Origin of the sequence: Sphingobacterium sp. UBA7855, assembly GCA_002500745.1 — a bacterium.
In the GTDB taxonomy this organism is placed as follows: domain Bacteria; phylum Bacteroidota; class Bacteroidia; order Sphingobacteriales; family Sphingobacteriaceae; genus Sphingobacterium.
Genome location: DLST01000006.1, coordinates 155293 through 181082, shown reverse-complemented (window position 1 = coordinate 181082; position 25790 = coordinate 155293). Strand labels below are relative to the sequence as shown.

Annotated in this window: 19 protein-coding genes; 7 read left to right on the top strand and 12 right to left on the bottom strand. The window is 38.5% G+C overall.

Translation table 11 applies throughout. The annotated features are described in order from the left end of the window. Window positions 1–53 precede the first annotated feature (53 nt). The 3 genes from B2107_RS04600 to B2107_RS04590 all read left to right on the top strand — a co-directional run bounded on the left by B2107_RS04600 (window position 54) and on the right by B2107_RS04590 (window position 4428). Window positions 54–1403: an OmpA family protein gene (locus tag B2107_RS04600; protein ID WP_293953566.1), complete on the top strand. Its 1350-nt coding sequence runs from the start codon at window positions 54–56 to the stop codon at window positions 1401–1403. Window positions 1404–1539: 136 nt separating this feature from the next. Then, entirely contained in the window at window positions 1540–2865 is a 1326-nt protein-coding gene (locus B2107_RS04595; protein WP_293953564.1) for an OmpA family protein, read from the top strand. Window positions 2866–3069: 204 nt separating this feature from the next. Further along, window positions 3070–4428 (top strand): S41 family peptidase, encoded by a 1359-nt coding sequence (locus B2107_RS04590; protein WP_293953562.1) that lies wholly within the window; start codon window positions 3070–3072, stop codon window positions 4426–4428. Window positions 4429–4433: 5 nt separating this feature from the next. Here B2107_RS04590 and B2107_RS04585 read toward each other — a convergent pair whose 3' ends face one another. The 6 genes from B2107_RS04585 to B2107_RS04560 all read right to left on the bottom strand — a co-directional run bounded on the left by B2107_RS04585 (window position 4434) and on the right by B2107_RS04560 (window position 12545). Continuing rightward, entirely contained in the window at window positions 4434–4748 is a 315-nt protein-coding gene (locus B2107_RS04585) for a hypothetical protein (protein ID WP_120336544.1), read from the bottom strand. Between the two features lie 58 nt (window positions 4749–4806). Next, complete coding sequence (locus B2107_RS04580) at window positions 4807–5610, bottom strand: hypothetical protein (RefSeq protein ID WP_293953560.1); 804 nt, start codon at window positions 5608–5610, stop codon at window positions 4807–4809. Window positions 5611–5665: 55 nt separating this feature from the next. Next, complete coding sequence (locus B2107_RS04575) at window positions 5666–7021, bottom strand: hypothetical protein (RefSeq protein WP_120336546.1); 1356 nt, start codon at window positions 7019–7021, stop codon at window positions 5666–5668. Between the two features lie 284 nt (window positions 7022–7305). Continuing rightward, window positions 7306–10677, bottom strand: a complete 3372-nt coding sequence (locus B2107_RS04570; RefSeq protein WP_293953557.1) for a TonB-dependent receptor — start codon at window positions 10675–10677, stop codon at window positions 7306–7308. Between the two features lie 159 nt (window positions 10678–10836). Further along, entirely contained in the window at window positions 10837–11799 is a 963-nt protein-coding gene (locus tag B2107_RS04565; RefSeq protein ID WP_293953555.1) for a FecR family protein, read from the bottom strand. Window positions 11800–11930: 131 nt separating this feature from the next. Beyond that, window positions 11931–12545 carry an RNA polymerase sigma factor gene (locus B2107_RS04560; protein WP_293953553.1) on the bottom strand — a complete coding sequence of 205 codons (615 nt, stop codon included), beginning with the start codon at window positions 12543–12545 and terminating at the stop codon, window positions 11931–11933. A 263-nt stretch (window positions 12546–12808) separates the two neighbouring features. Between B2107_RS04560 and B2107_RS04555 the strand changes: the two genes are divergently transcribed. Both B2107_RS04555 and B2107_RS04550 read left to right on the top strand, forming a co-directional pair. Further along, a complete protein-coding gene (locus B2107_RS04555) occupies window positions 12809–14671 on the top strand; it encodes a DEAD/DEAH box helicase (protein ID WP_293953551.1) in 1863 nt (620 codons plus the stop codon). Between the two features lie 179 nt (window positions 14672–14850). Further along, complete coding sequence (locus B2107_RS04550) at window positions 14851–16614, top strand: AMP-dependent synthetase/ligase (RefSeq protein WP_293953549.1); 1764 nt, start codon at window positions 14851–14853, stop codon at window positions 16612–16614. Between the two features lie 60 nt (window positions 16615–16674). Here B2107_RS04550 and rlmB read toward each other — a convergent pair whose 3' ends face one another. Beyond that, window positions 16675–17463, bottom strand: a complete 789-nt coding sequence (gene rlmB / locus B2107_RS04545) for a 23S rRNA (guanosine(2251)-2'-O)-methyltransferase RlmB (protein WP_293953547.1) — start codon at window positions 17461–17463, stop codon at window positions 16675–16677. Window positions 17464–17540: 77 nt separating this feature from the next. Then, window positions 17541–19391 carry a DNA polymerase III subunit gamma/tau gene (locus B2107_RS04540; protein ID WP_293953545.1) on the bottom strand — a complete coding sequence of 617 codons (1851 nt, stop codon included), beginning with the start codon at window positions 19389–19391 and terminating at the stop codon, window positions 17541–17543. Window positions 19392–19492: 101 nt separating this feature from the next. Between B2107_RS04540 and B2107_RS04535 the strand changes: the two genes are divergently transcribed. Together B2107_RS04535 and B2107_RS04530 are read left to right on the top strand one after the other, a co-directional pair. Continuing rightward, window positions 19493–20188: a hypothetical protein gene (locus B2107_RS04535; protein WP_293953543.1), complete on the top strand. Its 696-nt coding sequence runs from the start codon at window positions 19493–19495 to the stop codon at window positions 20186–20188. A gap of 404 nt (window positions 20189–20592) precedes the next feature. Then, window positions 20593–21768, top strand: a complete 1176-nt coding sequence (locus B2107_RS04530) for a hypothetical protein (RefSeq protein ID WP_293953542.1) — start codon at window positions 20593–20595, stop codon at window positions 21766–21768. Window positions 21769–21874: 106 nt separating this feature from the next. Here the strand turns inward: B2107_RS04530 and B2107_RS04525 are convergent, their stop codons facing one another. The 4 genes from B2107_RS04525 to B2107_RS04510 all read right to left on the bottom strand — a co-directional run bounded on the left by B2107_RS04525 (window position 21875) and on the right by B2107_RS04510 (window position 25729). Further along, complete coding sequence (locus B2107_RS04525; RefSeq protein WP_293953540.1) at window positions 21875–22315, bottom strand: hypothetical protein; 441 nt, start codon at window positions 22313–22315, stop codon at window positions 21875–21877. Window positions 22316–22449: 134 nt separating this feature from the next. Continuing rightward, window positions 22450–23130 carry a hypothetical protein gene (locus B2107_RS04520; RefSeq protein ID WP_293953539.1) on the bottom strand — a complete coding sequence of 227 codons (681 nt, stop codon included), beginning with the start codon at window positions 23128–23130 and terminating at the stop codon, window positions 22450–22452. Next, complete coding sequence (locus B2107_RS04515; RefSeq protein WP_293953537.1) at window positions 23106–24233, bottom strand: hypothetical protein; 1128 nt, start codon at window positions 24231–24233, stop codon at window positions 23106–23108. Before B2107_RS04515 ends, B2107_RS04520 begins: the two co-directional genes overlap by 25 nt. A 107-nt stretch (window positions 24234–24340) precedes the next feature. Beyond that, the gene (locus B2107_RS04510; RefSeq protein WP_293953535.1) at window positions 24341–25729 is read right to left on the bottom strand and encodes a hypothetical protein; all 1389 of its coding nucleotides are present in this window, start codon (window positions 25727–25729) and stop codon (window positions 24341–24343) included. Between the last annotated feature and the right edge of the window lie 61 nt (window positions 25730–25790).

Below are 25790 nucleotides of genomic sequence, written 5' to 3'. Positions count from 1 at the left end.
AGTGAGTTAATTTAACAACAGTATTATAGTAGATAATTTTACAAACACGCATTATGAAAATTAGCCTTAAAAAATCAGGATTACTTGTTGTGGCAGGAATTTTATCCACCGCATCCTTTGCGCAAAGCACAAAAGACGCATCAATTGAAGGCACAACACCATTAGGCTCGGCAACACAATATAGAACGTGGTCGATCGGTGTGGGAGCAGGTGTAACGAGCTTGCAAAATATCGCCAAGTTTAACAACGGTGGTTACGATAAATTGGATTGGAATTTGGGTTATAGTGCTTACATCAAGAAGCAGATCTCCCCATCCTTTGGATTAAAAGCTACTTATTTTGGTGGAAAAACATCAGGCTACGTTAATAGCGATAAACAGACAGGATTTGAAACTAAAACACCTTGGTCTGTAGCGTTGTCGGGCGAGTTTTTAGCAGCAAATACCAACTGGAGATTTTTCAACAGCTTTATTAAACCGTACGCATCCATTGGTGTTGGTGTAATGAACGCCGAGACCGCTGGAATCGCTAACGGGAACAGAGGAGAATATGGTGACTCGTATTCTAAGATTTATGTACCGGCAGATTTTGGTTTTAAATTCGCCGTAGCAAAAGGTATCAACTTTGAACTTGGTTACCAATTGAATTGGGCGAACCAACGTTTTGACAACAGAATGGGTACCGATAACCCAGTGGGTCAACAATACAAAAATGACTTATTCACTTATGCTCATGCAGGCCTAGAATTTGCATTGGGTAGTGGTAGCAAACCTGCTTTAAACAATTCTAACCCTGTCGCAACCCTTGTCAATGACTACACGGTTAAGTACGATGACTTAAAGGCACAAAATGATGCATTGAATGCTAAAAATCAAGCGTTACAAGGACAATTGGATGGTCTTAACAATGATCTTAAAGACGACGATGGCGATGGTGTTGCTAACAAATATGATAAGTGCCCAGGCACACCTTCAGGTGTTCAAGTGGACGGATCGGGTTGTCCAATTGTTGTTAAAAACGAAACCAAAGTCGTAGAGAAAGTTGTCGTTACAGAAGCAGATAAGAAAGTTGTCGCTGACGCGATCAAAAACTTGGAGTTTGATTTAGGTAAAGCAACTATTCGCTCCAGCTCTTATGCGACATTGAATAGAGTTGCCGCTTTATTAATCGAAAAGAATTTCAGCTTAAAGCTTGCCGGTCACACAGATAATACAGGCTCTCGCGAATTAAATATGCGTTTGTCTAAAGAACGTGCAGAAGCTGTAAAGGCGTATTTAGTATCGCAAGGTGCTAATGCTTCGCGTATAGAGGCCACTGGATATGGTCCTGATCAACCAATTGCAACGAATAAAAATGCAGCTGGTCGTCAACAAAACCGACGCGTTGAGTTCACCCTTTATTAATAACTAATATATCAGATAAATAAAAAGGTGTNNACACCTTTTTATTTATCTGATTGTCATATTTCATCTACAAACCTCGAGCAAATTTAATTTTCCAATTATTATTTTTGCAGCGGTTTATACAAACACAAATTATATGAAACTAAAATTACAATTCGTACTCGCGCTTGCATCTGCGGGCTTATTCGCGAATAATGCAAATGCTCAAAATGTGAAAGCATCATCCATTGTAGGAACAACGCCATTTGGGCCAGCTTCACAATATAGAACATGGTCCATCGGTATTGGCGCCGGAGTGACAAATCAAACTAACATTGCTGGCTTTAACCGTGCAAACTATGAGGATTTAGCGTGGAATTTGGGCTATAGTGCCTACATTAAAAAGCAAATTTCTCCTTCTTTTGGTATCAAGGCGAGCTACTTTGGAGGTAAAACTGGTGGAGCGTTTAAAGATGGAACACAATCTTTTGAAGCTAAAACACCTTGGTCTGCGGCCTTGTCGGGAGAATTCCAAGCGGCCAACACCAACTGGAGATTTTTCAACAGCTTCATCAAGCCTTATGCATCGGTCGGTGTGGGTGTGATGAATAGCAAAACTACTTTAACAACCGGATCAACTTCGCAGGAAGCGGACGGCATTTCTAAAATATATGTACCATTGGATATGGGATTTAAATTTGCTGTAGCTAAAGGTATCAACTTTGAGCTAGGTTATCAATTAAACTGGGTTAACCAAAACTTTGACGGAATTCGAGGTGGTCAATATAAAAATGACTTGTTTACTTACATCCATGGTGGTTTAGAATTTGCATTGGGTAGCGGTAGCAAACCTGCTTTAAACAATTCAAATCCTGTCGCGACATTGGTCAACGACTACACCTTGAAATATGATGACCTTAAAGCACAAAATGATGCTTTAAATGCTAAAAACCAAGCGCTACAAAATCAATTGGATGGTTTGAACAGTGACTTGAAAGATGATGATGGCGACGGTGTTGCCAACAGATATGACAAATGCCCGGGTACTCCTTCAGGGGTACAGGTAGATGGATCTGGATGTCCAATTGTGGTGAAAAACGAAACTAGAGTTGTAGAAAAAGTTGTGGTAACAGAAGCTGACCGAAAAGTAGTCGCTGATGCCATTAAGAACTTGGAATTCGATTTGGGTAAATCGACAATACGTCCTACTTCATACGCTACCTTAAATAAAGTTGCAGAACTGTTAATCGAGAAAAACTTCAGTTTAAAACTAGCTGGACACACGGATAATACAGGTTCACGTGAATTGAACATGCGCCTATCAAAAGAACGCGCTGAATCGGTGAAAGCATATCTTGTATCCCAAGGTGCTAATGCATCTCGCATTGAAGCTACAGGCTACGGTCCTGACCAACCTATCGCATCCAATAAAAATGCTGCTGGACGTCAACAAAACCGCCGCGTAGAATTTACGCTTTATTAATCGATATTCTTCGATATATAGCTAAAAGGCATCACTTCACGGTGATGCCTTTTTTATCACTCCTTTTCTTATCGAAATCTTATTCTTTGGTAAGGTAAACGTAAAACGCTTCCCTATTTAAAGTAAATAAACATTTGAGCAACAAAAAGATAACTTTCAAACAAACAACATAACACGTATTTTTAATAAAGCAAAATTTAAAAAATGCGTAGACTCCATGCTTTTGTGTTGGCTTTCTCTTCGTTGATCTTTTCCTATTGTGAAAAGGATCCACCACTGAAGGAACCAGGATCAAATGAAACCATCAACCAGTGGACATTAGACCAAATGAAACGCTACTACTACTGGAATGATAAAATTAGATCAACCCAAGATTACCAACAAACTCCAGATTTATTTTTCAAAAATATCCTATACCCCGAAGATCATTTTTCCACTATCTTACAAACCCTAAATAGTGATTCGTATGGAAATACGCTAACAAATACTTTTGGCTTCGATATGGTTCAGTTACAAAATCAGTCTGGACCTATTCAATTAGTAACCCAAGTAGTTCCCTATAGTGAGGCAGACTTGGCAGGGCTTCAAAGAGGCGACAGTCTAACCCATATGAATAAGACATTAATGGATCAGATAAACTTCCAATCGCTATTAGACAAATCATTGCATTTACCGGCCATCCAAATAAAACGACGTGACGGTAAAGTATTCAACCTTCCATCCTCTTATATCTCTCAGCCCGTTGTCTATACTTCAAAAGTCATTTCATCATCTTCCAAAGTCGGTTACATTTTTATAAGCCAATTTGATTTCGGTGGAGCCTATTCGCTATTAGAAGCAATACAAAACCTTAAATCAAAACAAATAGAGGAATTGATCGTCGATTTACGTTATAATCCAGGCGGTCAGGTTGCTTTTGCTGCATTTTGTGCTTTGCTAATGGCAGATATTAAAGAGAACTATATTTTTGCAAAATATCGGGGAAATAAAAATATAAAAACTATTGAAGATACCTTTGAAACAACCCTACTGAGACAGCCCGATGGTTATTCCTTTAAAGCGAGCGAAGTACTGAAACAAGGATTACATCTAAAAAAAATTTATATCCTGACCGGACCGAATACGGCTTCCGCATCCGAAATGTTGATTAATGGATTAAATCCATATGTACAAATTATTCAGGTTGGCACCAAAACATATGGTAAAGATATGGCGTCGGCAACAATTTCTACACCTGAAGAAATTCACGGTACCGAGCGTTCTTGGCATTTGATCCCAATGATATATAAAATCTACAATAATGCGGGGCAAGGAGATTATGGCAATGGAATTACTCCGCAGAAAGTGACGGATGAGTTTGCCTTTTTACCTTTGGTTCCAATAGGCAATAGTAGAGATCCGCTCATACAGGAAGCATTGTCAACAATCAATAATAAAGATCTCAAAGCAAATAGTGCCGTCTCGGTAGGAGCAAAAACAAGCACTATTTCTTCCAAATATGTGAGCAGTAGTTACCATACCATACCTATTGAAGTTAACATACAAAACAAAACTGAAGAATAGTTTCGTCAGTGTGCACAAGAATTTAACGAAGAAATGATCTCACGGAGATCAGTTCCAGTCTGCCCGTTTTTGGCTAACTTACGAAGAGGGCGAGACAAAATTTCAGACCGAATAACCCGCTCCTTCGATTCATAGTCCCGCACTACTCCTTCCAATTTTTTCAATAATTCCCTATATTGCCTATACAACTCATTAAGATTCGCAAATTCTGCACGTAATTTATAAAGCACTTCCGAATCAATAACATGTTCTACATCTCCTTGGATTTCAAGGGAAATTGTCGTTAGTTTTCGATGTTTTAAATCGCTGATACCTTTCATGACAACTGTATTAAGCGTATTTTTTTAGATTATCACCGTTAATTGGATTCAATCCTTTTTATTTTTTTAACCAAATATTATCTAGGCTATAGCCAATACCTCCGATTTCTGAGACAGCATCCACATCTAACGGGACATCAGATTCTTTTTCAGGAAGATACACAACTGCTACATCTACATTAAAGTAAAAAAACAAATACACTTTTTGTCCATCTATAAGGACTGGCTTTGAATCTTTATCCAATACTTGAGCCTTTGCAACATAAAGAGGATCCACTGGTATAACGGTAAATTTTTCAGGGATTTTATCAGATATCAAATCGGTGATCAGGATCGGGGTTTCGTCATATTTAACCAAATCCATCCCCCAACTTTCATCAAAAAAAGGCTTACCCTGATAAACAGCAAGACGAATGGGTTCACCTTTTGGTGAAATCGTTGTGTTATAATTTAAAATCTTTACTTGCATCTTGCCCGGAATAGACTCAATATTATCACCCAAAGGATTCTCCCCTACAACGAGCGAAGGATCAATTGGACTTTTACTATGCACTCCAAAGGTATTTAAACCTAATTTTATTGGTAAACGCTGCTCCAATACAACTTGATCCTTGCTATTATACGCAACAACCAATGAAGAGTCGATATCTTTATTTCGTATAAAAATGAAATTAGCATTATTATCATTCGCGATTTTTCCATCTACCGTAACTCGTTTTATATCCGCCGACACAGAACTATAGGTTTTAAAAGTAATGCGTGCAAGTTCCTCCTGCGCTTGAATCAACTCGCCCTTGTGACATGCATATAACATACATCCTGCCGAAAGGACAAAACAATAAAAAAATATATTTTTTAACATATATAAAGAATAAGAAGTGAGCCATTTAGATGGCTCACTCAATAAATAGAAGCTATTAATAATTTTTTGGATCAAATTGGGTCCAGGTTGCTGTCCAAGGAGCAGTTGTTGGATGAAACGCACCACTATAAGTAGTCGTTCCATTACCATATGCTGGCGAAGTCGACAGTGGTCTTAGAAATACAGGGTTAAATAAAGACGCCGTTGGATAAAAAATATTGGCACCACCCGCTAACTTCAAATATGCGGCAGCATCTGTTGACACATTTGTTTGGTTTCCAGCCGGAGTAGCACCACTAAAGGCCGCAGAATATGCATGTACAACATTTCCTGTAAAAGTACCTGTGGCTCCATCTTGAAATGCTGCCCCTGTTGCATAGCCAGCAATAATTGAGTTTTGGATATCGTATTCAGACGCTCTTCTCCAGCGGTTACCAAATTTTAGTTTAGTTCCTGCTATAGTAGCATCTTTAATACCCAAGAATGTGAAATTTTTCAATACTGGGCGAGTTTTTGGTGTAGCTGCATATGGAGCTGTACCTTCATTATCCGATTCCAAACCATTTGAATCAGAACTACCACTAGAAGTACTGTTGGTAGAATTGGGATCCTTTAATGATAAAGCATATTGAATTGTCCCTGTGTAACCGTGATCGAAATCAAAGTCATCATCATCATTTGACAACGCCACTAAATATTTAGCATTTACAGTACCACCAAAAAATTCAAATCCATCATCTTTACCCCAAGATACCTGAATATTTTCCAATGTAGTCCCAGTACCAACGCCACCTAAAGTCAACCCATTAATCTCGTTATCAGCCGTTAAGTTATAACCAGCGAATTCAATACGTACATATTTTAAAGAACCCGAATTATCGGCAGCATTTGTTCCTCCATAAGACACATCTACACCAACAGGTTGCGGAATACCTTCGATTCTTTTTGTCGCAGCTTGATTTGTCGTTGCATTGCCTAATAATACAACTCCTCCAAAATCACCTGGATTACGGGAACCACCAGCATTAGGAGAAGTAAATACAATAGGTGCAGCAGCAGTACCATTAGCAATCAATTTAGCTGTTTTAGGTACAACTAATACCCCTTTGATATTGTGTGTTAATCCAGTAATTTGATCATTGTATGCTTTAGTTACTCCAGAAGTAATAAATGTCCCCGCTTGAATAGTTAAGGTAGCTCCTGGCCGAACAAAAGCCACACCGTCAATTTTCCATACTGTATCAGCTGAAAGAGTTGTTTTAGTAATAATGCCGGCAGCATCTGTTGGGATTGTTGCCTGAGGTTTATTTGGCAAGCCAGCATTCAAATCTGAATTTGGTCCCACATTGTCCTTGTTACAAGAAGCTAATGCGATTGCGCATACGCTTGCTACTGTTAAGATTTTTTTCATTTTGCGTTAAATAATTACTAGTTTTGCCATCACAAGATCATTTTTTAGACTATGCATCCCTATGGGATAGCATTTCATAAGGCTGCATAGTTGTTTTCAATCACCCGTTTTTTGTTTCTCTATTTTTATCTTCCTGTTGCGTTATATGGACAAACCCGGAACTATATACATTATTAAGGAGTGATATGAAACTGCCTCGCGCAGTAGTTTTTTCTAAATTTCTACGATATCTTTGAAGCCTATTACAATTAAATAGCCCTCCACACTTATTTTCACCTTATTATTTAAAAGCTATAGATCACGGAAAGGTTAAACCTTCGCCCGTCTTTTTTACGATAAGTTATAATATCATCATCCGCCCTACTATATTTATTATCTCCTTTAACAAGGTCAAAGATCTTTTCTCCATTTTCGCCTTTGGATTCACTGTAAGCCGACTGATTTTGATAATACTGCGTCCATTCATCTAAAAGATTAGCAGCGTTAAATTTAATTTCCAGCTGTTGTCGCAGAAAACGCTTATACACCTGTAGATCAAGCTGCCTCGGTGCAAGTTCATACTCTACTCGATTCGGGTTGACGGATGCTGTATTCGTACGGTATCCTCTATGATTGTAACTTGTTGTTATTCCAAAATCATCCCCCCAATAACCTACTCCCAAGTTTAACAACCAGGGCGACTGTCCCACTAATGGACGGTCCTGGTTTGGTGCTCTATTTTTTTGTCGTTCTGCTACGGTTACGTTATCAACAAGTTTATGCCTCCACTGACTCAATGCATTTACTTCTGATTTCAACAAAGTGCCGTTTGCATTTATAAAAGCTTTAGATAACCAATCTGCTTCACCGAGAAAACCTAGGTTTTTACGGATTTCAAATTCTATCCCCATGTTTTTAGCAGACTCCATATTATTAAAAACATATGCGCTCCCCGGACTTACATCCTCATTTTCGATCAATTCTATTGGTTTATCCAAATATTTATAAAATCCTGTCAGGGATATAATTTCGCCCGGACTCGGATACCATTCCAACCGCATATCGACATTATCGATAAAAGTTGACTCTACATTATCCCCAGAAACGATAGCGTCTAATTCAAAATCATAGAAGCCAAAAAAGCCTGTTTCCCTAAAATCCGGCCGAATAGCCGTTTTGGAGTAACTTCCTCTCACATTAAAAGTATTACTGACACTATAAGTTGCATTGATCGACGGCAATAATTTCCAATTTTTTTCACGGATCATAAGTTTATACAGCAGTAATTTGTTGTTATCCTCATTGGGATCACCATTTTGTTTTCTAAACATTTCATCTTGACGATTTTGCAAATTGTAATATTCAGCACGTAGACCATAAACTAACCTCAGCTTATTCCAAAATTTCTGATCCAACATGAAGTATGCGGCATGTGAATTCATTGCACCATCGTAGACACTTCCCCCAATAGGTTCAGGATAATAATATGCCTGACCAATACCATTCCCAATATTTGCTGCAGACACCAATACATCATAAGGCATCTCTATTGCGGGCGCCCCTTTCGAGGGATCATCAGGAAGATAGGATCTTGTGAAAGGTAGTAGCCGAAAAACAGATAGATCGCGGTTTTTCTTCCATCCTTGATACCCGACTTTCACTAATGTACTGACGACTTTCCCTGCCCCGAACATTCGTGAAAATGCCATCGCCCAGTTATAATCATGTTCATTGATCTCCGTCCACATACGGGAATCGAACCCTGTTTCCGAATGATTGGACCAATTAGAAAGACTCAATAAATTGGGGCTTTGAAAGATATAATTTCCATCTATTATTGTTGTTAGTCCATAACGCAACTTGCGCTCATCCAAAATCTGCTGCTGAATTCTATTGTAAGCAAACATCCCCTCCGCTTTGATATCCCAAGGCAGCTGATACTCAACACTTAATTGGTGTTGCTGCAAAGACATTGTTTCAGGCAATTGATATTGATTTTTGGTCGGCGGGCTACTCAAATTTGTAAACGTCGCCCGGATGTTTTCACTATAATTATTGTTAAAGGTGCGTGCATACATATTTTTAAATGCAAGCTTAAAATCCTGTCCCTTTAATCCAAAATTTGCGACCAATCCGCTACTGCTATTAAAACGATACGAAGTCCCAGCTCCATTTTGGCCGATTGTATCACTTTCTATCATGTGCTGTTTTTCCCCATATCCATTAATGATACCAGACCCTCGAACATTATTAAAGGGTACGATATTCTGTTCATTCCGAATATTTGCAGAGGCGGAGAATCCGAACAATAATCCGTTTGAGATCGCATATCGTCTACCCAATGCAAATCGTAAATTTTGATTGGGACTGGCCTTGTAGCGATATAATTTCATGGCATCAGCGTTGACAACTTTAGATTGTTCGATGGCATCAATGTCATTATACTTCAACGTTGAACCAGGCATCAAAAATTCCTCGTTCAACTTTGGATCATTCAAGATATATCCAGGGGGAGCGTCTAGACGTCTTGCCTCGCCATTCCAAAACCAGGGCTGTATACCTTGAGGTTGCTTGGAAGAGGAGTGATTAAAACCAAAGAATTCGGATGTCTTACGCTCTCCGAGACGATAGAAGTCTTTTCCTGTCGTACGGGAATTTCCACCAATTCCATATTGAATCGACGTAAAATTCTTTTCTGGAATATCTAGTGTATTCACTGAAACCTGGCCACCAGAAAATTCTGCAGAGACATCCGGTGTTGCAGTCTTATTGACAACAACGGAGCTGACCATCTCTGTCGGAATAATATCAAAGGAAAAATCACGCCTATTCTGTGAAGTGCTTGGAATCACAACCCCATCCAGCATTGCTTGATTGTAACGATCAGACATTCCTCTTACAATTACATTTCTATTATTGACTGTTGTCAATCCTGTCACGCGTTTTAAAACTTGTCCAATATCATTGTCTGGTGTTCGGGCAATCTGCTCTGCAGAAATCCCATCGGTTACTGAAGCGGCATTTTTTTGTGCTGCATACAGTCCTGCCACAGAAGCCTTTTTGAACGGAACTGTCACTACAGCAGTTTCCAGAGCATTTACCTGCGCCTTCATCTCAATATTTAGTGCCGTACGCTGTCCTGATTCGACTTTCACCCCCTCGATACGTTGTGTACGGTAGGACAAATAACTTACTTCAAGGGTATATACACCTGTCGCCACTATGAAACCGTAACTACCATCTAGACTGGTTTGCGTAGATTTATTCATACCGACCAATTTAATACTGGCATTCGCCAATGGTTGTCCGCGGTCGTCAATTATTTTACCCGAAATACGTCCACTTTGTTGAATAGTTTTTTCGGTCAATGTAATGTATACTCCATTGTCAATGGCCGTCAGGTTTGTTTCCTTAAGAAGATAATGCATGACATCTCTGACACTGCTTTTTATAAAAATTTTAGAACTTACTTTTTTCTTCGACAGATTATATTTTGCGGCGTCAAAAGCAATATGGATGTTTTGAGATTCTAGGCGTTCAAAAACTGCAGGAATGCTAGATTCATTAAAGGAGATGGAAATTTCTCTATTAAGTAGCTGTCCATGTACGACAGAAGCCAAGAGTATTTCGACAGAAACTATCGATAGAAGCAATCCTACCAGCGATGTCTTTATCATAAACTTAATATCGTTTTTCGTAACGTATTGGTTAAATTTCATAAATTTGTTTACGTATATAATATCTCTACAAGTTGTTGTATATGTTATTTACCCCTATTTAGGAGTCGTACCAATCGGAGCCGACGATGGCGGTCGTCGGCTCTTTTTGTCCACTATTTAGTAAATCAGCACTTTATTCCCCTCCTTTCTAGACTTATTGTGATGAATGGCTTTAATACTTTCTAAGGTCGCCGCCCATGATAACTGCCTCGATATAGGCATACTATAATGCTGTTGGGAAATTTGAATATCTGCAGCCTCAAGATCTTTACCATAGATATTTTTGATTGCTATAGCCATCTCAGCGAAAGTGCTTTGTTTAAGATATACACGTCCTTCGATCCAGCTATTTCGCGTCAAGAGATCAAAATTCCCCAGTTGGCTTTTATTACTATTTTTGGAATAACGAATCTGGTCTCCTCTTTCCAGTATCCCCAACAGGTTGCGGTTGGCCACGACCTCAACTTTGCCGGTAAATACCGACACAGATATATCGTCCAGTTCCGCATAGTTTTTAACGGTAAAGGAAGTACCTAAAACTTTAGTTTGTATGTCTCGAGCTTTTACAATAAAGGCTTTCGTAGCATCTTTTTTTACATCAAAAAAAGCTTCCCCCGCGAGGAGCTCTACCATGCGATCCTTTCGATCGAAAGAAACCGTATCCAATTTCAACTTCGTCCGTGCATTTAAAATTACCGTTGAGCCATCTGCAAGCTGCACTCTTTTCCGTTGCGCAATTCCCGTTTCAAAAACCCGATATCCTGTTTTAAGCATAGCCTGCTTTCTCAAAACTGTATCATCCCCCTTGACACCCCAAAATAAAACACCAAGACAAAGCAAGACACATGCGGCAGCAGCTACAGACCAATACAGCATTTTCCGAACAGGTACGTTTCTTCTGGAACTATTTCCAATCTGCCGATGAATTCTTTCCCACAATTGACTCTCGTCAACTTTATAGTCGGGTACATCTTCTCCATCAAGTTCGGCATACCAACGATCAATCAGTGTACGCTCACTAGCGCTAGCCTTATTTTGGCGATATCTATCAATTAGCGATTCAAAAATTCTTCTTTTCACTTTTTATGCCTGCTGTTTATATACAAGTCCGCAAAAAAGCCCCAAAGTACTTCAAGAAATAGTTAATGTTGTATGAAAGAATTGTTAAAGGATCAAAGTTCAGAAAATAGGAATGTGGCAAGGTGGGTAAGCTACTTAGCGAGCTCGTCTATCATAAAGACCAAAAGAATGCTAAAACTACCGTTTTGAACATGTTGATAGCCCAAAATAGCTTTCCGTAGTCGTTTGGATGCTTCCGTAAGATTATTTTTGACCGTTTGCTCAGACAGCCCCATACGCATGGCTATCTCTCGAATGGATAAATGCTCCCATTTTAATAAAAGCGCTTGCCGCATATTCTGTGGCATATTTTCCAGCTCTTCCTCCAACAACTTCTCAAGGGCTAAATACGTATTGAGATCCTCTGGATGTTGCTGCACATAGTCGAATATATGTTTACTCCAGTGCTCCAACAATCTGTCTTTGGCTTTATTGGAATTAAAGAAATCTATAATTTTATATTTGAGCATCCCTTTCAAATAGGCTGGGAGATTCATTTGGATGTCGATTGTATGCCGCCTTTCCCAAAACTGGACAAACAGCTCCTGTAGAATATCCTCCACATCCTGTCGGTCTAGGATCCGACGGGCAGCGTGCTGATAAAGATCTTTCCAGCAATAGCGATACAATTCCTCATAAGCAGAAGTATCGTTAAACTCTTTAATAGCTTGTAGCCAACGCTGATGTACAACTGGTCCTTGATTCATGCTAATACCAAAATTAAGGTTGAAATATTAAGTTTCTATTAATAAATGAATAAAGAAACTGTAGGTATAAAAAATAGTTTCACATTCGAAATAATACTTTTCAAAGTGAGCTAAATCTATATAACAGCGCTCAATTTATTATCACCTGGTATAAAAGAATCAGATTCCCTTAAAAATCAATTATTTAAATTATTTGTTTATTCCAATATTATTCTTATCTTTGCAACGCCTTAGGCAATAGTGCCTATTGTATATAATATTTCATGAACCCATTTTTAGAACTGGGAATCCGTGAGGAAGTTGTTAATGCCATCTCAGAATTAGGTTTCGAAAAACCTTCTGAAATTCAGGAAAAAGCCATTCCTGTTTTATTGACTGGTAACGACGATTTTGTCGGATTAGCCCAAACTGGCACAGGAAAGACCGCGGCATTTGGTCTTCCATTATTAGAGCAATTAGACTTTTCTCAAAAACACCCTCAGGCATTAATCCTTTGCCCTACTCGGGAATTATGTTTACAAATCTCAAAAGATTTAGAAAAATTTGCTAAATACGTTAACAACGTACATGTTGTTGCTGTATATGGAGGTGCAAATATCTCAGACCAGCTGCGTCAAATTAGACGTGGAGTGCAAATTGTAGTAGCGACCCCAGGTCGTATGTTGGATATCATTGGCAGAAATGCGATTGATTTCTCAAATGTAAAATATGTTGTATTGGATGAAGCGGATGAGATGCTCAATATGGGCTTCAAAGAAGACATCAACAACATTTTGTCAGAAACTCCTGACGAGAAAAAAACTTGGTTATTTTCGGCAACGATGCCTTCTGAAGTGCGTCGTATCGCAAAGAATTATATGACCGACCCTGTTGAGCTTACTGTAGGTACAAAAAATACAGGTAATGCCAACATTGAACACCATTACTATTTGATCAAAGCAAAAGATAAATATGCGGCGTTCAAACGTATTGTAGACTCAAATCCTGATATCTTTGGTATCGTATTTTGTCGTACAAAAATCGAGACGCAAGATATTGCTGAAGCGTTGATCAAAGATGGATACAATGCAGATTCATTGCATGGTGATTTATCCCAACAACAACGTGATAAAGTAATGAAACGTTACCGTGACCGTAGTTTACAATTGTTGATCGCAACAGACGTAGCTGCTCGTGGTATTGATGTAAGTGATGTAACTCACGTTATCAACTTCTCTTTACCTGATGAAACAGAAAACTATACACACCGTTCAGGCCGTACAGCCCGTGCAGGTAAAACTGGTATTTCACTTTCTTTGGTAAACGTAAAAGAACTAAGCAAAATCCGTCATCTTGAAAAGATCATTGGTAAGCCTTTTGAGAAAAAGCAAGTCCCTCAAGGTGCTGAAGTTTGCGAAAAACAATTATTTTCGATCGTTAAAAAGATTGAAAATGTTGAAGTGAACGATGAACAAATCAGCCCATTCTTGCCAGCAATTATGGAAAATTTGGAATCTCTTTCCAAAGAAGATATCATCAAAAGATTTGCTTCTCTTGAGTTCAACCGTTTCTTGGATTATTACAAAAACGCCCCAGATTTAAATATCGAAGCGCGCGACGGTTCTCGTGAAGACCGCGGTGATAGACGTGATGGTCGCTCTCGTGAAGGTTCAAAAGGTTACACACGTTTATTCATGAACTTAGGCTCAGTAGATGAATTCTCTCGTGGAGACATGTTGGGCTTTATCTGTAACAATGCCAACATTTCAGGAAAATCTATTGGTAAAATTGATTTGAAGGGTGTATTTACATTCTTTGAAGTTCAAGATGCTGAGGTCGAGAAAGTATTCCAAGGATTCCAGAACGTAGATTACAACGGTCGTCAAGTACGTATTGAAGTATCTGGTGAAGGAAAAAGTGAAGGCCGTGGCGGAAGAAGCCGTGGCGGTGATCGCGGTGGAAGACGTGAAGGTGGATATCGTGGCGGTGATCGCGGTGGAAGACGTGAAGGTGGTTATGGTGGCGGCGAGCGCAGCGGAAGACGTGAAGGAGGATTCAGTGGCGAGAGGCGTGAGCGTAGCGGCAACAATGGCGGAGGCTTCCGTGATTTCTCTGGAAAACGCAAAGAATCAAAAAGTAAATACTAAGTAAACAGTATTTAAAATAAGAGTTTAGAGACTCTGGTATAAAAGCACATAGCTTGATATACCAGAGTCTTTTTTTATACCACCTTCTCCGCTAACATACCCATTAATCCACGTATTGAATACGGATGTGTCTATAAAAAAACGTAAATTAGCTGTATTATAAGAACTGGATTTTCACTATGCCAACAGCAACGAGATTATTTGATTTAGCTTATCTACAATATGATATTGCACCAGACTTTCCGATGTTTTCATTTAAAAAAGATAACAAATGGGTAACACTGAGCAATGCTGAATTTATTGAGCAAGTTAACAAGACGTCAAAAGGTCTGATCGCACTCGGTGTACAAGCGGGAGAGAAAGTGGCTTTAATTAGTGAAAACCGTGTCGAATGGAATATACTTGACTTTGCTATCCAACAAATTGGCGCTGTTGTTGTCGCGATTTACCCCAATATTTCGACGTTAGATTATACCTACATTTTCAATCATGCCGAAATTAAAAACTGCATTGTCAGTTCAAAAGAACTCTATACAAAGATATTAACGATAAAAGACGATTGTCCTCAATTAAGTGCGATCTATAGCTTCGAAAAAGAAGATGATCTCAACCATTGGAAGGATTTCGTTGCAAGCGGGGAGATGATTACAGATGAAACGCTCAACCAGCTTCGTGATGGTATCAAACCCGATGCTCTGGCCTCCATCATTTACACCTCAGGCACAACAGGAAACCCAAAAGGTGTTATGCTGTCTCATAAAAATTTATTAGCAGATACATGCAGTAGCGAATATTCCTTTCCTGTTCAACGCGGTGACCGGGCGCTTTCCTTTCTTCCAGTCTGCCATGCCTATGAGCGCGTGTTCCAATACGTGTATATGTACAAAGGCTTGACCATCTTCTTTGCTCAATCTATGGATACAATAGGCGAAGACTTTAAATCTGTAAAGCCACATATTTTCTCTGCTGTTCCTCGCGTTTTGGAGAAAGTTTATGAAAAGATAATGGCAACGGGAGAACAGCTAACAGGGATTAAGCGAAAACTATTCTTCTGGTCCATAAACCTCGGCGAAAAATACACACTCGAGGGGCGATCATGGTGGTATGATCTTCAGTTGAAAATTGCCCGTAAATTAGTTTTTTCGAAATGGCGTAAGGCTTTCGGTGGTGATATCAAGGGAATTGCTTCTGGAAGCGCTGCACTACAGCAAAGGCTAATTCGTCTATATATGGCTGCAGGAATTCCGATTTACGAAGGTTATGGTCTTACTGAAGCTGGACCATGTATCGCCGTAAACTGTTATAGAAGGGCTATGAAAATTGGGACAGTTGGCTTGCCATTAATTCATATCGAAATTAAGCTTGCGCCCGATGGAGAAATATTGACGAAAGGAGACAATAATATGATCGGTTATTATAAAAATCCAGAGGCAACAGCAGAAGCAATTAAAGATGGTTGGTTATACACAGGAGACATTGGCGAATGGGTAGATGGCAAATTCCTTAAAATCATAGATCGAAAGAAAGAGATGTTCAAGACATCGGGAGGAAAATATATTGTTCCTCAGCAGATTGAATCTAGGCTGGTAGAATCTCCATTTATCGAACAGGCAATGGTACTTGGAGAAGGCCGTAAGTTCCCCGCAGCTTTGATTTTTTCCAACTATGCAAATCTATTGGAATGGTCGAAAACAGCATTTCCGACCCTGTCAAATCTTTCTAGGCCGGATTTTCTAAATAGCCCGGAACTGAAGCAGAAAATCGAGTCGGAACTAAACCGTATCAATAAAAATTTTGGAAACTGGGAACAGATCAAAAAATTCGCCATTATCCCCAATGAAATGACGATTGAGACCGGTGAATTGACCCCTACTTTAAAGATGAAAAGAAAAGTTATCCTACAAAAATACGAACGAGAGATCGAGCAAATTTATCAAATCTAGCTTACAAAAAAATCCTTTGTTAAAATACAAAGGATTTTTTATTATCAATAAAGTATGGTGCTACTTTTTAACAATCCGTTGGCGAATTGCTTCGTAGATCACAACAGCAGCAGAAACTGATACATTTAATGAACTGATTTCACCATACATTGGAATCTTGGCGAGATTGTCCGCAATTCGGATTAAGTCATTGGATACGCCGATATCCTCCGCCCCCATAATCACACAGGTTGGCGCCGTATAATCGACATCGTATATACTCGTCGTTGTCTTCTCTGTACTAGCGACTAACTGTACCCCCGAATCAATCAAAAATTTACCTACTTTTGAAAGGCTATCGTGGCGGCAAACAGGGATTTTATATAATGCGCCCGCAGATGTTTTAATCGCGTCAGGATTAACTTCAGCAGACCCTTTTTTGGGAACAATAATCGCATGAACACCGGAACATTCAGCTGTCCGTGCGATAGCACCTAAATTACGAACGTCTGTTACTCCATCCAACATCAAAAGTAAAGGTGTTTCACCCTCTTCATAAATCTGCGGTAGAAGATCTTCAATATCATGATAGGTGATTGGCGAAATGACCGCGATTACACCTTGATGGTTTTTACGTGTTATCCGGTTTAACTTCTCGATCGGCACCTGTTGAAAAGCGATATTATGCTCTTTTAGCAAGGCTTTCAATTCTATAATCAAACTACCACTCAAACCACGCTGTATAAACAATGACTCGATCTCTTTACCGCTATCTATTGCTTCCATCACAGCACGAATACCAAATACCATCTGATTCACCTCACGTCTTTCGCCGTGGTCGCGATCACGTCTTTGAAAATTTCCTTGCATAATAAAAACTAAATATTCTGCTCTTCATAGAAGAGATTGCAAATGTACAAAAATAAACAACAACTAAAGTCTCCGAATTAGCTTAGCCCCAAGTTAAACTCCTTCCGCAACGTATCTAATAGTGGGTTTTTATTGACCATGGCTTGATACTTCTCCTGTGAAGTATAGGGTTTGCGCGAAATAGTGTGCTCCATCATCACCCCCTTTAGATCCAACGAAAAATTCTGGAGCTTCACACGCAGATAATTCAGTACATCGACCTTTGCACTTTGCAATACATCCATCTGAACTCCATTTTCAACATCAATTTCAATCAATACACCATTAAGTCGGGGTTGCATGGCCGTCATCATGGTGTACAGGTTAATCTTGTTTTCTGCTTTAAGTTGTTCAGCATAACTGTTCCAAACCGCAATAAATTGACCGTATGAAACATCGCGTTGTTCACTACCACGTATCAATTCTGGCTCATCCCCTTCTTTGGCAACCGTATTATTATCGTATATGGTATTCAAATTCGGCAAAGATGGAATGATTGCCGAAGCGGAAGCCCCCCACCCTCCTTTTTTAACTTTGGGAGGGACATTAGAAACAGGATCCTTTTTCGGTTCGGCCTTAATATCCGAAGTTTGATAATTCACAGGTGCAGCTTGTGGAAGTGGCGGCACAACGTGATTTTCTTTCACAGGTGCATTACCGTACGAACTTTCTGGAGATGCCATTACAGCAGAAGCGCTCTGCTTTGGATGTGCTGCTATTGGCTCAGGAAGTTTTTTTTTTACCTCCTCGTTGGCCGAAGACATCTGGACAGATCCAAGCTGGCTCAATTTGATCGCATGGGCTATATGACAAGTCTTAAGGAGTGAAAGCTCGACCTGTAAACGCTGATTTTTACTCGTTTTATAGTTAATTTCACATTGATTGGAAATATTCAACGCCGATAACAAAAATCCCGAAGAAGCTTTTTGAGCCTGCTGTAAATATTTTTGACGAATACTGTCACTAACTTCCAGCAATTTTAGAGTCGAAGGTTCTTTCGCAACAAGCAAGTTCCTGAAATGCGATGACAAACCTGCAATGAAATGACTGCCATCAAATCCGTGGTTCAAAATCTCATTGAAAATCAGTAAGGATTGTGCTGCATCTTCGGTTAAAATAGCATCTGTTAACTTGAAATAATAGTCGTAATCTAAAATGTTTAGATTATCAATGACAGCTTGATAGGTGACATTTTTATTGGAGAAGCTGACGATCTGATCAAACATAGACAGGGCATCTCGAAGCCCACCGTCTGCCTTTTGTGCAATGATATGCAATCCATCCTGATCATAAGCGATACTTTCCCGATCTGCAATACTAGCCAAATGGTTAGCCATATCTTCCACTTTGATTCGGTTAAAATCGAAAATCTGACAACGCGAAAGTATCGTCGGTAAAATCTTATGTTTCTCTGTCGTTGCCAGAATAAATATTGCATAAGAAGGCGGTTCCTCGAGGGTCTTCAAAAATGCATTGAAAGCCGCCTGAGACAACATATGGACCTCATCTATGATATAGATTTTATATTTTCCTGCCTGTGGAGGTATCCGCACTTGCTCAATAAGATTACGGATATCATCGACCGAGTTATTCGATGCTGCATCCAGTTCATGAATACTAAATGAATTACCGTTTTGGAAAGATTTACAGCTGTCGCATTCGCCACATGGCTCAGTACCCTCTAAGATATTTTCACAATTTATTGTTTTAGCTAAAATGCGTGCACAGGTAGTTTTACCCACACCACGAGGACCACAAAACAAAAATGCCTGCGCCAACTGGTTGTTGTGTATCGCATTCTTTAAGGTACCCGTAATGTGTTGCTGACCTACAACCGAATCAAAGGTAATCGGGCGGTATTTACGTGCAGAAACAATAAAATTATCCATTGCACGAAGATACGAATTTTAATACTATTTTTACACGTCACATTGATTTGCAACTGTAGCGGATAGCTGAAAGCTTTCGTTAAGCTTAAAAAAACCAATTTATGAAGTACTTAAAACACCTATTCTACGCTTTTTTATGTAGTACACTTCTCTTTGTAGACTGTAAAAAAGAAGAAAGCTACGACGAACTCACAAGTCTAGCAGCAGATAAAATCCAACAAGCGGTTAAACTAACCGAAAATATTTCCTGCAGTGATTTAAAGGAATGCCGAGTTGACACGCTTTATTACACCTATGTACCCGTACACCCGAGCTTTGAACAAGCCTATAATAAGTTAATTACCGAAGCTGCAGCGCTCAGAGAAAGGGCACAGAAAGTATATAAAGGACCTATTGTTTACGACACCAGTGTTTCGCCCAACTATCTTCCTCCTCATTTTGGAATACGGTGCATCGCCGGCAAACTGAAAGTTGCCTCAGCTAGAGATTTGGAATTATCAGAGATCAACCAACGATTGGCAGATCTGCTCCCCAAGCTACAGACCTTTTTTGATGACATTCCCTGCAACGACCCCAGTAAATGGCACATTGCCCCCTTTCGTAAAGACTGCGAGTTTATTTCCATATTGTATACAGACAAAGAGAACTTTGCTGAGTTTGGGAATATGGCAGAACAATATAACCATTTGGACAATGCCAAAAGAACGCTGGATAAAAGCTTAAATTGCAGTACGACAAATGACAAACCAGCTAAGGGTGTAATTTGTGAAAATAATAAACCTAAAGTTACCTACTAATCGCGTAATTTATCGAAAAGCTGAGTCTTTAAACTATAGCTTCTTCGCCCTTCCTTCGCTCTTCGTTCGCCCTTTGTTCGCCGTGCGTCCACTCTCGCTCCACTGATCCCCCACTCTTTCCCCACTGTTTATGTGGGCCCGAGGTGGAGAATCAGTGGGCAGGCAGTGGGGGAACTCCGAAGATGGTACGAATCAGTCCCGAAAAACTAGCGAACAAAGTCTCCCTAACATGCACTGGCAAACGATTATGTCTTACACTGAAATAAGTTTACATTTACTATCAATTTGCGGTAGGCTAAAAATATTTTCTACAATTTTTTCGAAAAGCAATTACAATTTGTTAAATTTATATTACACTAATGTTATCAAATTGTTAAGAATTGAGATCAAGAAAAATATATTGGATGTTATTCACCATCATCGTATGGTTGACCTGCGCTTCACAACAGCTGTGGGCGCAACATCATGATTTCGATTTTTATGACGGAAAGATATCCATTGATGTTCCGACTTCCTTTAACATTCCATTCAAAGACAGCTTGACGATAGCGCATGTACAAAAATTCTATCAAACAGCGGATCAGACAGATTATATACAACTTGTAAACAGTTTGCTTGAATACAAAGACGAGCACCATTTGAATGATTGGGTATATTATCAGTTGATTCGCCGTACCGCGCAACAGATTGCTCCGAAAGCTAAAAATTATACACGCTACACGTTGTACAAATGGTTTTTAATGTGTAAATCTGGTTATGACGCCCGCTTGGCTGTTGGTAATAATCAAATCATATTTTTCATTCAGAACAAAGAAGATATTTCTGATATTCCATTTTTTGAAATTGACGGCAAGAAATATACCTGTTTAAATTTCCATGACTACGGAAAATTGTTTCAACGAGCTGACACCTACATTCCAGTCAACATAAAGATTCCGGAAGCTATCGAAGATTTCAGTTATAAAATCACAAAATTACCTGATTTTGTACCTGCAAACTATAAGGAAAAGCAGATCGCGTTCAATTATGGCCATAAAGCCTACCATTTTAACATCAAGTTGAATGACGATATCAGTGATCTTTTTAAAAACTATCCTGGTGTGGATTTTGAAACTTATTTCAATATTCCGCTAAGCAAAGAAACCTATCAATCGCTTATTCCGGCGCTTAAGGATAATTTAAGTGGAAAGAGCCAACAGGAAGGAGTGGATTATTTAATGCGGTTTACCCGGTATGCCTTTTTGTATGAAAATGATGAAGAGAATTTTGGAGCTGAAAAACGTCTTTCGGCTGAACAAACCCTATTAAATAAATACAGTGACTGTGATGATCGGGTAGCCTTATTTTTTTATTTGGTTAAGGAAATCTACAATCTACCCATGATTACCTTGCTCTATCCCACACATGTGACTATGGCCGTTCAATTTGAACACCCTATTGGTGACGCTATTTTGTACAATGGTAAATATTATTCTGTCTGTGAGCCTACCCCACAAGCCCAAACACTAGATATAGGTCAACTGTCTGAGGAGCTTAAAAATCAGTCTTATCAGGTTGTCTATCATTATGAGCCCAGATGATATTACTTCTTAAATCGCAGTTCGATATTGGCTTTATAGGATATGATTTAGCTAAAGTCAATATTTGATGAACAATAAATAATTATTAACAGCGCTTTTATGCTTTCTAAAGCTTACTTATAAAATCGAGCACATCAGCATATTTACCATCGTTTCGGTGAGCTGCAATTGTTACTGTGTTTTCTTTCCCCATAGATTTGATTGTAATCACATAATCTGCTCCATCAGCGCAGCGTGCACACTCTTGGATTTTAGCATCCAATAAGTTGTAAGTTTCAACATATGACGACAGCTTTCTAAACGTTTCTTCACTGGTTCTATAGCTTTTATCCCTTGCAGTTTGCGGACTTCCATTAGTCTCTACAGGATACTTTACTACTGTCTTATTTTGATCCACACTAATACTTACAAATTCACCCCAGCCGGAAATTCCTTTTATTTCGACTTTCAGCCCTTCAGTTTCCGAATCCACTTTATTATCAGATTTTTTACAAGCAACAAATAGCAGGGTAATACCTAATACCACTAGATAGATCGTTCTTTTCATATTTTAAGATTTATTTTGTTCCTCTTTATAACGAATTAGCTCATACATATGCGACAAAAAAAATCCCGCTCAAGGCAGGATTTTCAGTTATTAAGATTGTCAATTATAATCGGTAACAGGACATCCTCCAATATTCAAATTTTGTTTGGTAGATCTGTATAAATCCACAACTTTAAAAATGACCCTTTCTCTTGACTCATTATTTGGATAATTAGGATCGGTAATTGTAAATTTTTTATATATATACCTAATGAAGGTTTATGGAATTGATATGGATCATTAAATATATTAAATGCAAACTGGGAATTAGGATAATACCATTTTTTTACGTAAAAGTATTCTTGTCCTAACTGAGTGAATGGATAATATTGTCTCCAACCAGAATTCCTACTATCTGGAAATGTAAATTCATTCATCACATCAAAATTTCTTGGCTCTATAGGAGTAGACCCCTTTGGAAAATATTCAAATGAATTCGGTAATACACCATCCCCTGAATACTTACGATTTATTAAAGTTAAGTTTATACTATCTAGTCGGATGTAAGGTTCCAATCCCCGATACTCATTTGTAAAATCTCTATAGATATTCTGCATGGCGGTGCGCTTAATGGCATATGTCGCTTGTTTTAAAACATCCAGCGGCATTGGCTTACCACAATAGTATTGGTTTTCTTCAAAATAAATTCCAGTTCCATATGTATCCGAAATTGGAGGAAGAGCCCTCAAAATTCCAATTGGATATTCATATAGAGGAATATAATAACTTGGAGAAATTGGGCTATGGTTATCTAAGCTAAATTGGATATTATACAAATTATTGGATAGAATCGCAGTTCCCGTTGTGTTGACAATGCCATTATATTGTAAAGAACTTTGCGTATTGGTTCCAGATTTTGATCCCCTACAAAAGACTTAACAAATCCAAATACTCCTTTTACTACACTAACTGCTGCGGCAATAGTTGCAACGGGGATTGCAGCTCGAACCTTAGGAGTTTCTAAACCATTCCTTGCTTTCACTGATAAATCAGCTTTAGATTGGACTTTTGTAGCAGTCAATGTTTGTAGTTTATTTATCGATTCCAACAAAGCGCCACCAGAAGTAGTATATTCCACTCCGCCATTGATAAACTTGGAAAAATCCGATGTTGTACCTGCGCCACCAATGACAGATTTTGCTGTAATATTAGAAAAATCTGACCCGAGATTTACCTCCGTCTCATTAGCCCCGAATATATTTAAATTCAAATTCACACTTTCAGCAGGAAGTTCAGCCAGTTCTGCAGGTTTAGCAAGTAGAAAATCAAAATTCATCCAAATATCGCTTGCGGTTTTTTTTGTAATACTTATTAACGATGTATTTTTATTTTCCTTATCAACAACAAATTGTTCAGGGGGAGCCAAAAACGACAATGTCCCATTATGTTTATCTGGATCAGTATAGCTAAGTTTTCCAATATAATAAGTTTTTGATCCTTCATTAAGATCTTGTGTTCTATAATTGTAAACAAAGAATCTTAAAACACCTGAATATCTATTATATAAGGCAAAAAATGGTGTTTGAGCTGGCCTATTTGGAGTTCCAAAGTCTTTCAAATATAAGACCCAACCAAGTTCGGAACGATAATCTTTATCACTATTATTTATAGGATTACCAGCGATAAACCAAGGCAATGGTCTTTCAATAGATGGACTAGGTTGATTATTAATCTTTGGCTTAAAATATAATTTCACTGTTGTTAAAGCTGGATCATCCCATTTCCAATTTTTATTAGCATTTTGCTCATGTTGATCTGTAACCGCAATAGCTTTTGTTTTTCGAACCGTGGTTTCTTCTTTTATTTCTTGTAAATTTTCAAGCTTATCTTTTTTGAACACGATAAGCATAAAAACAAAGCCACTAATAGCGGTAGTCATTCCAAGTTAACAAAACCACTCCAATTTTTAAAAATTTTTCTTCTCATCATTTATAATTGATAAAAAAAGCCCATTGAGAAATGGGCTCTTAAATTTAAAATTGCTTTTTAGAAAGAAGCACCAGTAGCAGCTACTGATTGTGATTTCAAGATAAAGTTTGGTGCTGTTAAACTATATGGATTAACCAAAAGATTTTTAGCTGCCGCATCGTCCAAGAATGTATTATTATTTGTAGTCAAATACGTTTTCAATAAATCAACGGTAGAAAATGAAGGTATTGAACCATCGGCTATCACAGCCCTTTCTGCCGTAAATGATTGGTAGATATTATTTTTAATCAAAGATGTTTTATCTGTCAATGCATCACCAGTTTCTTTATCACGTATATCGATACCATAACGCATGTTGATGAAGATAGAGTTAGCAAGGATCATCTTACTTCCTCTTCTCCACAAATTTGCATACTCATGTTTTGGATCAACCTCCGTATTACCAGGTCCAACCAATGTCATATTTGATATAACAGGACGTGTTCTTGGAGAAGAATCAAATACTTTTTCCGAATTATCAGATTCAATACCATTTGATTGACCAGCTTGATCCGCTAATTTCGGATCCCTAAGACCTACTAAGAATTGAAGTTTTCCTGAGTAACCATTATCGAAATCGAAAACATCATCGATGTTTGCAGTAGAGACAAGGTGCTTAGCATTTACTGTACCACCAAACCACTCAAAAGAATCATCACCAGAATAAGCAACTTGAACGTACTCAACAGTTGTTTTAGAACCAACTGATCCAAATGTAACACCGTTAATCTCGTTGTTTGTTGTATAAGCAATACCTGGGAACTCAACACGTACATATTTAAGAACTCCTGAGTTATCATCAGCAATAGTTCCACCATGATTTCCGTATGGAGCTGTTAAACCGCCTTCAATAAGACCTGTTCCACCTGGGATATTATTAGGTGCCTTACCTAAGATAATAATCCCACCCCAATCACCTGGAGCTCTTGTACCAGCCGGTTGGTTTGAAGTAAATACAATTGGCTTAGCAGCAGTCCCTTCTGCGTTAATTTTACCGCCCATTGTAACAACCAATGTTGCTTTGGTATTTTTATCTCCTCTAATAACTGTTCCAGCTGGAATCGTTAATGTAACACCACTTTTAATGTAAACAAAACCTTTTAACAAGTATGTTTTTGAAGCATCTAAAGTTTTATCTGCAGCTATTTCACCTGAAAGTTCCTCTGTAGCAGCAGAATATGCAGTTTTATTCGGTTCGTAATTAACCCATCCAGATGTCCAGTCAGTAGTGCCGAATGCTCCTTTGTAGGCTACCTTCTCAAAGAATGAATCTGCAAGTGATTCATTTGAATCACCCGGTTTAACAGGAGGATCTATTACTGCAGGATCACTCTTGCTGCAACTTGCAAATGCAGTCAATCCTGCTGCTAAAACAGCTAAAAGATTTAAGTTTAAATTCGTTTTCATTTTCATGTTTTATTTATACAAAAAGAATAATTTAATTTAACGATACAATTAACACTATGTT

Bases quoted from the DNA above. Each gene is read 5' to 3' on its own strand.
- B2107_RS04600 (WP_293953566.1), top strand. From the start codon at position 54: ATGAAAATTAGCCTTAAAAAATCAGGATTACTTGTTGTGGCAGGAATT.
- B2107_RS04575 (WP_120336546.1), bottom strand. From the start codon at position 7,021: ATGAAAAAAATCTTAACAGTAGCAAGCGTATGCGCAATCGCATTAGCT.
- B2107_RS04515 (WP_293953537.1), bottom strand. From the start codon at position 24,233: ATGACTACCGCTATTAGTGGCTTTGTTTTTATGCTTATCGTGTTCAAA.
- B2107_RS04540 (WP_293953545.1), bottom strand. From the start codon at position 19,391: ATGGATAATTTTATTGTTTCTGCACGTAAATACCGCCCGATTACCTTT.
- B2107_RS04595 (WP_293953564.1), top strand. From the start codon at position 1,540: ATGAAACTAAAATTACAATTCGTACTCGCGCTTGCATCTGCGGGCTTA.
- B2107_RS04585 (WP_120336544.1), bottom strand. From the start codon at position 4,748: ATGAAAGGTATCAGCGATTTAAAACATCGAAAACTAACGACAATTTCC.
- B2107_RS04570 (WP_293953557.1), bottom strand. From the start codon at position 10,677: ATGATAAAGACATCGCTGGTAGGATTGCTTCTATCGATAGTTTCTGTC.
- B2107_RS04530 (WP_293953542.1), top strand. From the start codon at position 20,593: ATGTTATTCACCATCATCGTATGGTTGACCTGCGCTTCACAACAGCTG.
- B2107_RS04535 (WP_293953543.1), top strand. From the start codon at position 19,493: ATGAAGTACTTAAAACACCTATTCTACGCTTTTTTATGTAGTACACTT.
- B2107_RS04580 (WP_293953560.1), bottom strand. From the start codon at position 5,610: ATGTTAAAAAATATATTTTTTTATTGTTTTGTCCTTTCGGCAGGATGT.
- B2107_RS04525 (WP_293953540.1), bottom strand. From the start codon at position 22,315: ATGAAAAGAACGATCTATCTAGTGGTATTAGGTATTACCCTGCTATTT.
- rlmB (WP_293953547.1), bottom strand. From the start codon at position 17,463: ATGCAAGGAAATTTTCAAAGACGTGATCGCGACCACGGCGAAAGACGT.
- B2107_RS04510 (WP_293953535.1), bottom strand. From the start codon at position 25,729: ATGAAAACGAATTTAAACTTAAATCTTTTAGCTGTTTTAGCAGCAGGA.
- B2107_RS04590 (WP_293953562.1), top strand. From the start codon at position 3,070: ATGCGTAGACTCCATGCTTTTGTGTTGGCTTTCTCTTCGTTGATCTTT.
- B2107_RS04560 (WP_293953553.1), bottom strand. From the start codon at position 12,545: ATGAATCAAGGACCAGTTGTACATCAGCGTTGGCTACAAGCTATTAAA.
- B2107_RS04550 (WP_293953549.1), top strand. From the start codon at position 14,851: ATGCCAACAGCAACGAGATTATTTGATTTAGCTTATCTACAATATGAT.
- B2107_RS04555 (WP_293953551.1), top strand. From the start codon at position 12,809: ATGAACCCATTTTTAGAACTGGGAATCCGTGAGGAAGTTGTTAATGCC.